Origin of the sequence: uncultured Aquincola sp. (genome assembly GCF_964001545.1) — a bacterium.
Lineage (GTDB): Bacteria > Pseudomonadota > Gammaproteobacteria > Burkholderiales > Burkholderiaceae_C > Aquincola.
In genome coordinates, this window is sequence record NZ_CAXFDV010000665.1 from 1 (window position 1) to 11,641 (window position 11,641).

An 11,641-nucleotide genomic window follows, 5' to 3' on the forward strand; every position below is an offset into this window, starting at 1 on the left:
CTGAAGGCCGTGGAAGCCAGCATCCATCTGCTGGCCAAGCTCAAGATCACCGCCACCGCCCAGCGGGTGCACATCGAAGCCAAAGAGGCGGTCACGGTCAACGGCGGCGGCAGCGCCACGCAGTGGCAGGCCGACGGCATCACCGAGAACACCGCCGGCACCTGGGTGGCGCATGCGGCGGCGCATGGCATGCCCGGACCACAAAGCAAGGTGGTACTCGCAGCGCCACTGCCAGGCACCCATGCCGACGTCGCTGCGGCTGTAAAACGCATCTACCAGGTGCTGCCTCGCAACGAGCTGCGCGTCGAGCGAGTGGATGCGACCGGCCAACTGCAGCAGGTGACGCTGGAGTTCCCGGAGAGCGAAGCAGGCAATTGCCGCGACAACATCAAAGGCTTTGACCTCAAAAGGGACGGGCTGACACGCGTCCATCCGGGCGGCTATGCCGCTTTGATCAATGCGGCCCTGGACAACGGCGTGCAGCGCATGCGAATCAGCTCGTGCTGGCGCCCCATGCTCGGCTCCGTCGCTCACCGCGTCGGTTTGGGGCTGGATGTGACCTACCTCGACGATGTCCACCTGAACAGGCAGGAGCTGGTCACCGGCCAAGCCAAGTCGCCCGGCGCCGATGCCAATGTGAGTGATGAAGAGCGGCGGAGGTATCTGGCTTGGATGGCTGCCAAGGAAGAGGCGAAGGCGGCTGAAGAAGATTGGAATAGGCAGCAGAGGGCGGGCGGAGAGCAGGAACAATCTTCAGCGCCGGATCGGCTCCAGTCGGCGCGAGCGGCTGAACACAATAGTTGGATGCTATGGAATAAGGAGCGGGACAAAAATGATCCGGTAAGGGTGCGGGCCTTTCGGCAATCCTTGTATCGATGCGCCTGTGTGCGCCAGCTATTTGACCCTTGGTATATCGAAGTTGACACCAGAGACCAGATCGAGCCGGCACCGAATGCGCAAATCAAGGGTGACGCAATTCAGGTCACGCACGCACATCATCTGCACATCACAGTGGAAGACGCGAGGATATTTCCATGACCATCTATCTTTACCGCATGCAGAGGATCGTCGTCATGGCATCGACGCTCGCTGCCCTCGCACTGGGATGCGGTTCCGTGCGGGCTCAACCAGAGCTTCGTCCTCGCTACTTGGAGTGGATTTCAAGGCCATGGGAGATGCGCTACTTTATATATGTAGATCAGCATAGGCGGTGGAAGCACTCACAGGCGCTGGCAGCAAAATTCACCAGTGAACGTGATCAACACCCTGACACTCGCAACCAATTTTGGTGGCAACAGTATTTTGAGCCTGCCTCTATAATAAATATATCGCATTGGAACTTGGCCAGCCAGCCCGAGCTTTCTGGGTATCCAAAAGATTTGGCAGTGGTCGTCATTCAGTTTGACAAGGATGGATTCGTGACCACGCCACACAGCTTCGGTCGCCCCCTTCGGGGCCGACTCAATAACTCCAGCACGATGGCTGTCATGTTGTCCGCCGGGGATGAGATCGATGCTCAGTATGCATACCTAGACTGGTGGTATCTGGCTCACCGCGAAGACACCCCCGATGGAGTTACACCTGCCTTGTGCAACCCAGAGGGTTTGGCGTCATATGCTGGCCCAAGGGATGACAACTACGTCTATGGCGATTACTACCAGGCCGACAAGAGCTGGCTGACTACTCCGCCTTTCAACTGTCGCGAATGGTCCTGGCAGATGCATGAGGCAGAGCGCCCCTACATCGATGTCACCAGCTACGGGCCGCCGGATTCCAGATACAAGAAAAACTATCCCCACGGCACCTACATTCAAGAGTTCGTCGGCTGGAGCCGCTTCGACCGTCAAAAACCAGTGATCGGCAAGCACGCCGACAAGTGGTACTGCCTGCATGAGTGCCCGCAGGGCGAAGCGCCGGGGGAAATTGCCGACATCAAAGCCTGGGCCGCTGCCAACGGCTGGCCTGTTCCAAAGCCGCCGACACGCATGCCGGTCTTCACGGATGATCCTCGGCGTAGAGGCTATTACCCCGATTGATGAGTGAGCGACGTGCACTGACGCATCGCATCATGGCCGGCAACCTGCCGTATAAGGAGGGCCTCACCGTGTGTTCCAGGCTTGGCTGCACCGCCAATCAACAGGTAGGCGATCTTCTCCCGGCCGCTCAACCCGGTCCACAAAGGATGAGCTCAGCCGGTGACCTTCGGCAGCGCGTGCACGACCACTGGCGCAGCACCCCGCGGCGTTGGGATTTGGTGGCGCTTGCGCTGGCAGCGCCTGAGCAGGACGGTCCATGAATCGACTTCGGATAGCCGCCTGGCTGCTGTTGTGTGCCACGGTGGCAGCCGCGCTGGCGTTTCAGGGCTATCGCAACCACGAAGGCTACTGCGCGCGAGTCGGTCGCCCTCTGACCGACGAAGAGATGGTGCACGCCGCAGTGCGCCACTTGGCCTACGACATCGGGATAGCGCGTGAGCCGGCCGCCGTGCGTGCCTGGGTGGACGCCCACCCCACATGCTGCGAGGTAGACCGCTCATCCCACCTCACCGCCAGCGCCTGGGACAGGACCATCGGCGAGTACTGGATCTACGTCACTGTGTTCCACGACGTGCGGCCTGGGTCGGAAGTCGGAGGCTTGCGCCACTACGAGAGCTACGTGGAACTCGGAGCCTGCGGTCAGAGAGGCTCAGTGTTCGGCGAGTTCATCACGCCGCGTAAGCCGGGGGCGTGATGCCCCGCCTCGCACGTCTTGGGAGGTGTCGATCGAGCGGCCTCGATCACCGGAACCGGGGCTTTGACCGCACCGCCGACGGCCGCCGCGCGGGTGGCTAGACTCTGGGGATGAGCCACGACCACGACGACCCCAAGTACCCGGTCCACAAGACCGACGCGCAATGGCGTGCCGAGCTGGACCCGATGCAATACCAGGTGGCCCGCCATGCGGCCACCGAACGGGCCTTCACCGGCAAGTACTGGGACCACACCGACAAGGGCCAGTACAACTGCGTCGGCTGCGGCACGCCGCTGTTCGACTCGACCACCAAGTTCGATGCCGGCTGCGGCTGGCCCAGCTACTACCAGCCGATCAACAGCGAGGTGGTGGAGCGCGTGGTCGACCGCTCGCACGGCATGGTGCGGGTGGAGGTGCGCTGCAACAACTGCGGCTCGCACCTGGGCCATGTGTTCGAGGACGGCCCGATGCCGACCGGCGAGCGCTTCTGCATCAACTCGGCGGCGATAGACTTCGTGCCCAAATGAAACTGCTGTTCGATTTCCTGCCCATCATCCTGTTCTTCGGCGCCTTCAAGTACGCCGAGAACCACAAGGACTGGGCAGCGGCCTTCGCCTCCGACCATTTCGGTTTCATCGTCTCCGGCGGCGTCGTCGGCCCCAACGAAGCGCCGGTGCTGCTGTCCACGGTGGTGGTGATCGTGGCCACGCTGGCCCAGGTGGCCTGGCTGATGGCCCGCGGCAAGAAGGTGGACGTGATGCTGTGGGTGAGCCTGGTGCTGGTGGTGGTGCTGGGCGGCGCCACGATCTGGTTCCACAACGAGACCTTCATCAAATGGAAGCCCAGCGTGCTGTACTGGGTGATGGGCGGCGCCTTCCTGCTGAGCGAGCTGCTGCTGCGCAAGAACCTGCTGCGCATGCTGCTGGGCGAGCAGATGCAGCTGCCCGACCACGCCTGGCAGCGGCTGAACCTGGCCTGGGTGGTGTTCTTCGCGGTGATGGGCGTGCTCAACCTCTGGGTGGCCTACAACTTCTCGACAGACGCCTGGGTCAACTTCAAGCTGTTCGGCGGCATCGGGCTGATGCTGCTGTTCACCCTGGCCCAAGGCATCTACCTCAGCCGGCACATCAAGGAAGACGCGGCCCCCGAGGCCGACGCTCCGCGGAAGTGACGCGATGAGTGTCAGTGCCACCGACATCGAAGCCTGCCTGCGCGAAGCCCTGGCGCCCAGCGCGCTGGAAGTGCAGGACGACAGCCACCTGCATGCCGGCCACGCCGGCGCCCGTGAAGGCCGGCATTTCACCGTGCGCATCACCAGCGCGCGCTTTGCCGGCACCAGCCGGGTGGCGCGCCATCGGCTCGTGTACCATGCCCTGCAGACCCTGATCCCGCAGGGCATCCACGCGCTGGCCATCGAGGCCCGCGCCCCCGAAGAGGCCGGCTGACACGCCACCTGCTTCGTCCGGCCGCCGGCCCGCCGGCGCACCGACCCCAACCAACTGCCCTGCACTTTCGCAGCATCGCTCCAGAGGCCACCCTGCTCATGAAGACCCAGCTCACCCTGCTTGCCGCCGCGCTCATCGCCCTGCCGATGGTTGCCGGCGCGCAGAACGTCGCCATCGTCAACGGCAAGCCGGTGCCCAAGGCCCGCGTCGAGGCGCTGATGGTGCAGGCCACCCGAGGCGGCGAGCAGCCCCGCACGCCCGAGCTGGAAGCCCGGGTGAAGGAAGAAGTGGTGCTGCGCGAGATCTTTGCGCAAGAGGCCGAAAAGCGCGGCCTGGCCCAGAGCGCCGACTACAAGAGCCAGATGGAACTGGCGCGCCAGAGCATCCTGATCCGCGAGCTGTTCACCGACTTCCAGAAGAAGAACACGGTGTCCGACGCCGACGCCAAGGCCGAGTACGACAAGTTCAAGGCCCAGTCGGCCGGCATGGAGTACCGCGCCCGCCACATCCTGGTGGAAACCGAAGACCAGGCCAAGGCGCTGATCGCCGAGATCAAGGCCGGCGGCAACTTCGAAGAGCTGGCCAAGAAGAACTCGAAGGACCCGGGCTCCGGCGAAAACGGCGGCGACCTGGACTTCGCCAAGCCCGACGCCTACGTGCCCGAGTTCGGCCAGGCCCTGGCCGCGCTGAAGAAGGGTGAGATGACCGAGACGCCGGTCAAGACCCAGTTCGGCTATCACATCATCAAGCTGGAAGACACCCGCGAAGCGCAGTTCCCGTCGTTCGAGGAAGTGAAGCCGCAGATCCAGCAGCGCCTGACGCAGATCAAGCTGCAGCAGTTCCAGCAGGACCTGCGCAGCAAGGCCAAGACCGACTACAAGTTCCAGGAATAAGGCTCGCCGGCGCGCGCGGCCCGCGGTCAGTCGGGCCGCCGCAGCGCCGCCAGCTGCGGCTCACGCTCCTTGAGCCAGCGCGGCAGGGCATCGCCCACCATCGGCCGCCCCAGCAGGTAGCCCTGCGCCACGCTGCAGCCCAGCTGCTGCAGCAGCCGCCAGTCTTCCAACGTTTCAACGCCTTCGGCCACCGACACCAGGCCCAGCCGGTTGGACATCTCCAGCGCCGACTGCAGCAGCGTCTGCAGGTGCGCGCTGCGGTGGGCACCATGCACGAAGCTGCGGTCGATTTTCAGCTCGGTGCAAGGCACCCGCGACAGCTGCTGCATCGACGAAAAGCCGGTGCCGTAGTCGTCGATCGACAGGCCCAGGCCCCGCATGCGCAGGCGGGCCAGCACACTCAGCGAAGCGGCGTCGGACGACACGGCCGCGCTCTCGGTGATCTCCAGCACCACCTGCGACGGCGCCACGCCGTGGCGCGCCAGCAAGGTGGTGATCTGCTCCACCAGCCCGGGCGTCTGCAGCGACAGCGGCGACAGGTTGATCGCCAGCGAAGGGTTGAGCCCGCGCTGGCCCCAGCGCGACAGCTGGGCCAGGCTCTGGTCCATCATCGACTGCGTGAGCTCGCCGATCAGGCCATGCTGCTCCGCAGTGGCGATGAAGCGGTCGGGCGGCACCGCGCCCAGCACCGGGTCGGTCCAGCGGGCCAGCGCCTCCACCCCGCGCAGCAGCCCGGTGCGCACGTCGACCTTGGGCTGGAACTGTGGCGTCACCCGGCCCTGGGCCACGGCCTCGGCCAGGGCTTCGGGCGCGATGGGCGTGGGCCTTGCGGGCAAGGCGGCCTTGGGCTGGCCCACGACCGACTGGTGGCTGGCCTGCAGCGCCGCCACCATCGCCTCGCGCGTCAGCGGCTTGGCCACGCCGGCCAGCAGACGCAGCGACAGGCTGGCCGCCATGGCCTCGACGGCGCGCATCAGCGCCCCCTCGCGGCTGGACGCCACCACGAAGGGGGACTGCACGCCGTGCCGCCCCAGCTGCTGGATCAGCTCGAAGCCGTCCATCACCGGCATCTCGAGGTCGATGACGATCAGCGTGGGCGGCTCCGACAGGCCGGCCAGGCGGCGCAGCGCGTCCTGGCCGTCGCAGGCTTCGTGCACCTGGTGCACCCCCAGCGAGCGGCACAACGCGACGGCATGCTGCCGCTGCACGAGGCTGTCGTCGACGATGAGCACCCGGTCGGCGAGCGCCGTCAGGGTGGTATCCATCACTGCGGGCATGACCTGTTCCTGCATTCCGCGACGGACTTCAAAGGTAATGCTGCGCACGGACGCCGTCAGTTCGTGGGCAACCTGGGCCGGGGCCAGAACTGCGTGGGTCTCCGGGGACGCCTTCGATATCGTCGGCCCGCCGCGCGAACTTGAGCCGGCTGACCGCAAGCCGGCCCCAATGGGGGAGCCGCTCAGGCCGCCACGGGTTCGGCGCTGGCCACCAGGCGGCCGGCCTCGATCACCAGCTGCCGGTCGCAGCGGGCGGCGATGGCCCGGTCGTGGGTGACCAGGACCAGCGTGGTGCCGGCTTCGCGGTTCAGCTCGAAGATCAGCTGCATCACCGTCTCGCCGGTGGCGAAGTCGAGGCTGCCGGTGGGCTCGTCGGCCAGCAGCACCGCCGGCCGCACCACGAAGGCCCGGGCCAGCGCCACGCGCTGCTGCTCGCCGCCCGACAACACACGCGGGTAGTGGCCCAGCCGGCTGCCCAGGCCCACGCGGCCGAGCATCTCGGTGGCCTGGGCGCGGGCGTCGCTGCGGCCCATCAGCTCCAGCGGCAGCATCACGTTTTCCAGCGCGGTGAGGTTGGCCAGCAGCTGAAAGCTCTGGAACACGAAGCCCAGCTTCTGCGCCCGCACCGCGGCGCGGGCGTCTTCGTCCAGCGAAAACAGGTCGGTGCCGTCCAGCCGCACGGTGCCGCCGGTGGGCACGTCCAGCCCGGCCAGGATGGACAGCAGCGTGCTCTTGCCCGAGCCCGAGGCGCCGACGATGGCCACGCTTTCCTGCGCCCGCAGAGTGAACTTGATGTCATGGAGAATCGTCAAAACACCGGTCGAATCGCGAACTTCCTTGCTGACGCGGTCGACTTCGATGATGGATGGCTGCATGACGATGAGTTCGGACAGGAATGGGATCGGTGGCCCGGCACGCATGGCGCGGCGTCGGGCGCTGCTGCACTGTAGCGCGGCGCTGCTGGCCCTCGGGCTGGCCGGGTCGATGGGCAGCGCGCGGGCGGCGGCGCGCACGCCGGTGATCCTGGTGGTGGGCGACAGCCTGTCGGCCGAATACGGCCTGCCGCGCGGCAGCGGCTGGGTGGCGCTGCTGGAGCGCCGGCTGGCGCAGCAGCGCATCGCCGCCAAGGTGGTCAATGCCAGCATCAGCGGCGACACCACCGCCGGCGGCCGCTCACGCCTGCCGGCGCTGCTGGCGCAGCACCAGCCCACGCACGTGATCCTGGAGCTGGGCGGCAACGACGCGCTGCGCGGCCTGCCGCTCAAGCAGACCGAAGCCAACCTCAACGAGATGGCGCGCGCCGCCAAGGCCGCGGGCGCCCAGGTGGTGGTGGCCGGCATGCAGGTGCCGCCCAACTACGGCCGCAAGTACAGCGACGACTTCTTCGCGCTGTTTTCCAACGTGGCCAAGGCGCAGGGCGCGGCGCTGGTGCCCTTCCTGCTCAAGGGCGTGGCCGACGTGCCGCAGGCCGAATCGCTGTTCCAGGCCGACCGCATCCACCCGCGGGAGACCGCGCACCCGACGATGCTGGACAACGTCTGGCCGGTGCTGCGGCCGTTGCTCAAGCCGGCGGGCTGACAACCCGCCGCTCAGGCCGCCAAGCCTGAGCGGGGCTTGTCAGCGCTCGTTCTGGCGGGCGCCGCCGCGCTCACCGCGCTCGCCGCCTCGTTCACCGCCCCGCTCGGCGCCGCTCTTGTCGCGCATGGTGGGCAGCATCGGCATGCCGCGCGGCCCTTCCGGCCGCGGCTGCGGCGCCGCCTGCGGGGCGGGTTGCGGCATCGCACGCGGCTCGGGCGCACGCATCGCCGGGGCTTCCAGCGCACGCGGCGCGCGCGCGTCGGGCGACGGCAGGATGCGCGCCTGCCCCGGCGGCACCGCCTGCACCGCCGGTGCGGGTTGCATCGGCTGGGCGGGCTGCACGGGCTGGGCCGGCTGGGGCCGCACGTACACGTTGGCCGGGCTGCCATCGCGGTTGCGCAGGCCACCCAGCGGCTGCTCGCTGCGCCAGTGGTCGGGCACGCCGTTGCCGTCCCGGTCGTTGCCGCGGCTGCGCTCCAGCCGCTCGCGGTCGATGCGGTCACGGTCCGCGCGCTCGCGGTCCTGGCGGTCCAGCCGGTCGTCGCGGCCGTTGCCGTCGCGGTCGCGCGGCAGCGTGGTCACCGGTGGGTTGTTGTCGCGGCCATGGAATCCGTCGGAGTCGATGCCGCGACCCGGCCAGGGGCGAGCCTCGCGTCCATCACGGCCGGGGAAGGCACCGCCGTCGCGTCCGCCGTTGCCGGTGTCGATCACCCGCGTGGGCGGCCGCTCGTTGCCCTGGCGCGGCAGCAGGTTGTTGGCAGGCGGCGGCGGGCGGAAGCTGTCGCCGCGGCGGTTCTCCCAGAACTCGCGCGAGCGGCCGGGGTCGGCGATCACGCGGTCGCTGATGCGCTCGCGCTGGCGCAGGACGTCCGACGGCACCACGGTGATGCCGCCGGGCAGCCGCTCGTTCACGAAGGGGGTGCCCGGCACGCGGTCGGGCGCGCGCCAGCCCGTTGGCGGGCGATGGCCGGGGCCGTAGTAGGGCTCGTAGTACTCGCGCCAGCGCGGCGCGTAGCGGAAGTCGGGCACATAACGTTCGCGCGGGGCCAGCGGCACCCAGCCGACATAGGGCGGGCCGCCCACGGTCACACCCACGCTCACGTTGCTGCCGCCCACCCAGGCCACCAGCGCCGGCGCGTACACCGGGCGGGCCACGTACTGGCCGGGCGCCCAGCACCAGCGGCCGCCCCACTGCACCCAGCGGCCGTAGTGGAAGGGGGCAAAGCCCCAGGGCGCGTCGTCCACCCAGGTCCAGCCCCAGGGCGACATGTACACCCAGCGGCCATTGCGGTACGGAGCCCAGCCCGGCGCCACCGCAGTGGGCGCCCAGATGGCGCCGTACTCCGGGTGGGTGTCCCAGCGGCCATAGCGGCCCAGGTCGTCCACGCCGGTCATCTCGCGCGAGACGTTGCGGTCGAGCGAAGCCAGGCGCTGCTCGTCGGCGCGGTCCTGCGCCAGCACCCAGTCGCTGAAGGCGTCGCGTTCGGGCGAAGTCCAGGTGTAGTGCGTCACCCCGCCCTGCCGCCAGAACTCGGCCTGCTGGCCGGCCCGCACGTCCAGCGCGCTGTCCGGCGCATCGAAGCGCACGGCACCCGCCCACACGCCCACCACGCTGCTGGGCGCGTCCACCTCCACGCGGTAGTGGCCGGCCGTCTGCGGCAGCACGCGGCCGGCTTCCGTCTGCACCTGGAATTCGGGCGCCACCTCGTTGCTGCGCACGCGCAGCGCCAGGGTGCCGCGCTCCAGGCCCACCACCACGCGGCTGTCGTCCAGCTCACGCAGCTGGATCTCGGTCTGGCCGTCCAGCCGCAAGGTGGTGGAGCCCACCTGCAGTTCCAACCGGCCGCCGGCATCGGTGGCCAGGCGGTCGCCTTCGGTCACCGGGCGGTTGCGCTGGGCGGCCACCCATTCGTTCTCCTGCCGGTCCAGCATCCAGACGGTGCCCTGGGCGTCGCCGATGCGGCCGACGCGGCCGGGCGCGTCCTGCTGGGCCTGCGCGGTGTCGGCCAGCAGGGTCAGGCCCAGCGCCAAGCACAGGCCGGCACGGCCAAGCCAGCGCTGCGGATCGAAAAATCGGGTACTCATGCGGTGGTCTCCCGGCCGGGGCTGCGTGTGCGCCGGCCTGTCTATGGCCTGTCAACGCTGTAAGGCCCCGCCCAGCCGACGGCGTTCCACCGGGTTTACATCTGCTGTCAGCTCTTGCGCGAAAGATTCACCAAGACAAGCTCCGCCCCGCCGCGCTTGCGGGCCGATTAGTCGTCGGCGTTGGGGTCCATCTCGGGAAACAGCACGCTGGTAAAGCCGAGCTTGGTCAGGTCGGTCATGCGCGTGGGGTACAGGCGGCCGATCAGGTGGTCGCATTCATGCTGTACCACGCGGGCATGAAAGCCTTCGGCCTCGCGCTCGATCGGCCGGCCCTGCGGGTCGAAGCCGGTGTAGCGGATGCGCCGCGCCCGCGGCACCACGCCACGCAGGCCGGGCACCGAGAGGCAACCTTCCCAGCCCTCTTCCACCTCGGCGTCCAGCGGCGTGATCACCGGGTTGATCAACACCGTCTTGGGCACCGCTGGTGCGTCGGGGTAGCGCTCGTTGCGGTCGAAGCCGAAGATGACCAGCTGCAGGTCGACGCCGATCTGCGGCGCGGCCAGGCCGGCGCCGTTGGCGGCGGCCATGGTGTCGAACATGTCGGCGATCAGCGCATGCAGCTCGGGCGTGTCGAAGGCGGTGACCGGCGGCGCCACGCGCAGCAGCCGCGGGTCGCCCATCTTCAGGATCTCTCGTACAGCCATGGTCGTGTCTTCCGTTGTCAGGGGGCGCCGGCTTCGGCCAGCAGGGCCTGCAGGCCCGCTTCGTCCAGGATGGTGATGCCCAGTTGCTGGGCTTTTTCCAGCTTGCTGCCGGCTTCTTCACCGGCCACCACGTAGTTCGTCTTCTTGGAGACCGAGCCGGCCACCTTGGCGCCAGCGGCTTCCAGCAGTTCCTTGGCCTCGTCGCGCGTGAGCGTGGGCAGCGTGCCGGTGAGCACGAAGGTCTGGCCGGCCAGCGGCTTGGGCGCGGCCAGCTCGGCGCCTTCATGCTCGGGCCAGGTGACGCCGGCCGCGCGCAGCTGCTCGGCGACCTCGCGGTTGTGCGGCTGCTCGAAGAAGGTGCGGATGCTTTGCGCCACCACCGGGCCCACGTCGGGCACTTCCAGCAGCTGCTCGTAAGTGGCGTCCATCACCTTGTCGAGCTGGCCGAAGTGGCGCGCCAGGTCCTTGGCGGTGGTTTCGCCCACGTGGCGGATGCCCAGCGCGTACAAAAAGCGCGGCAGCGTGGTCTGCTTGCTCTTGTCCAGCGCCTGCACCAGGTTGGCAGCGCTCTTGTCGGCCATGCGGTCCAGCGCCGCGAGCTTGGCCACGCCCAGCTTGTACAGCTCGGGCAGGGTGCGGATCAGGCCGCCGTCCACCAGCTGGTCGACCAGCTTGTCGCCCAGGCCTTCGATGTCCATCGCCCGGCGGCCGGCAAAGTGCAGCAGCGCCTGCTTGCGCTGCGCGGCGCAGAACAGCCCGCCGGTGCAGCGGTGGTCGATGCCGCCACGCTCGCGCAGCACCGCGCTGCCGCACACCGGGCACTGGCGCGGCATGCGGAAGTTGGGCACGTAGCCGGCGCGCTCACCCGGCACGCGGCCCACCACCTCGGGAATCACGTCGCCGGCGCGGCGCACGATCACCTGGTCGCC

13 protein-coding genes are annotated in these 11,641 nt (G+C 68.3%); 8 read left to right on the plus strand and 5 right to left on the minus strand.

Going from position 1 to position 11,641, the window contains the following annotated elements; translation table 11 throughout:
• From ABNT58_RS23200 to ABNT58_RS23230, 7 genes are all read left to right on the plus strand, one after another.
• Window positions 1–1,038, plus strand: a 1,038-nt coding sequence (locus ABNT58_RS23200; RefSeq protein ID WP_348755765.1) for a DUF2345 domain-containing protein, incomplete at its 5' end; no start/stop codon positions are given.
• Complete coding sequence (locus tag ABNT58_RS23205) at window positions 1,035–2,036, plus strand: hypothetical protein (protein WP_348755766.1); 1,002 nt, start codon at window positions 1,035–1,037, stop codon at window positions 2,034–2,036. The genes ABNT58_RS23200 and ABNT58_RS23205, both read left to right, overlap by 4 nt.
• A gap of 256 nt (window positions 2,037–2,292) precedes the next feature.
• Window positions 2,293–2,730 (plus strand): hypothetical protein, encoded by a 438-nt coding sequence (locus ABNT58_RS23210; RefSeq protein WP_348755767.1) that lies wholly within the window; start codon window positions 2,293–2,295, stop codon window positions 2,728–2,730.
• 110 nt (window positions 2,731–2,840) lie between these two features.
• Complete coding sequence (gene msrB / locus ABNT58_RS23215) at window positions 2,841–3,257, plus strand: peptide-methionine (R)-S-oxide reductase MsrB (protein WP_348755768.1); 417 nt, start codon at window positions 2,841–2,843, stop codon at window positions 3,255–3,257.
• On the plus strand, window positions 3,254–3,901 hold the full coding sequence (locus ABNT58_RS23220) for a septation protein A (RefSeq protein ID WP_348755769.1): 648 nt from the start codon (window positions 3,254–3,256) through the stop codon (window positions 3,899–3,901). The genes msrB and ABNT58_RS23220 overlap by 4 nt, the downstream gene beginning before the upstream one ends.
• A gap of 4 nt (window positions 3,902–3,905) precedes the next feature.
• Window positions 3,906–4,175, plus strand: a complete 270-nt coding sequence (locus tag ABNT58_RS23225) for a BolA family protein (RefSeq protein ID WP_348755770.1) — start codon at window positions 3,906–3,908, stop codon at window positions 4,173–4,175.
• A gap of 98 nt (window positions 4,176–4,273) precedes the next feature.
• A complete protein-coding gene (locus ABNT58_RS23230) occupies window positions 4,274–5,068 on the plus strand; it encodes a peptidylprolyl isomerase (protein ID WP_348755771.1) in 795 nt (264 codons plus the stop codon).
• Between the two features lie 26 nt (window positions 5,069–5,094).
• On the opposite strand, the gene ABNT58_RS23235 is transcribed toward ABNT58_RS23230, so the two are convergent.
• The gene (locus ABNT58_RS23235; RefSeq protein WP_348755772.1) at window positions 5,095–6,333 is read right to left on the minus strand and encodes an EAL domain-containing protein; all 1,239 of its coding nucleotides are present in this window, start codon (window positions 6,331–6,333) and stop codon (window positions 5,095–5,097) included.
• 194 nt (window positions 6,334–6,527) lie between these two features.
• Window positions 6,528–7,220 carry an ABC transporter ATP-binding protein gene (locus tag ABNT58_RS23240; RefSeq protein ID WP_348755773.1) on the minus strand — a complete coding sequence of 231 codons (693 nt, stop codon included), beginning with the start codon at window positions 7,218–7,220 and terminating at the stop codon, window positions 6,528–6,530.
• Between the two features lie 109 nt (window positions 7,221–7,329).
• On the opposite strand from ABNT58_RS23240, the gene ABNT58_RS23245 reads away from it, so the two are divergent.
• A complete protein-coding gene (locus ABNT58_RS23245; RefSeq protein ID WP_348755777.1) occupies window positions 7,330–7,923 on the plus strand; it encodes an arylesterase in 594 nt (197 codons plus the stop codon).
• Window positions 7,924–7,962: 39 nt separating this feature from the next.
• Here the strand turns inward: ABNT58_RS23245 and ABNT58_RS23250 are convergent, their stop codons facing one another.
• From ABNT58_RS23250 to ligA, 3 genes are all read right to left on the minus strand, one after another.
• A complete protein-coding gene (locus ABNT58_RS23250; protein WP_348755774.1) occupies window positions 7,963–10,008 on the minus strand; it encodes a DUF6600 domain-containing protein in 2,046 nt (681 codons plus the stop codon).
• A gap of 167 nt (window positions 10,009–10,175) precedes the next feature.
• Window positions 10,176–10,712 (minus strand): peptide deformylase, encoded by a 537-nt coding sequence (def, locus tag ABNT58_RS23255; protein ID WP_348755775.1) that lies wholly within the window; start codon window positions 10,710–10,712, stop codon window positions 10,176–10,178.
• A 17-nt stretch (window positions 10,713–10,729) separates the two neighbouring features.
• The coding region (gene ligA / locus ABNT58_RS23260; protein WP_348755776.1) for an NAD-dependent DNA ligase LigA at window positions 10,730–11,641 on the minus strand (912 nt) is incomplete at its 5' end.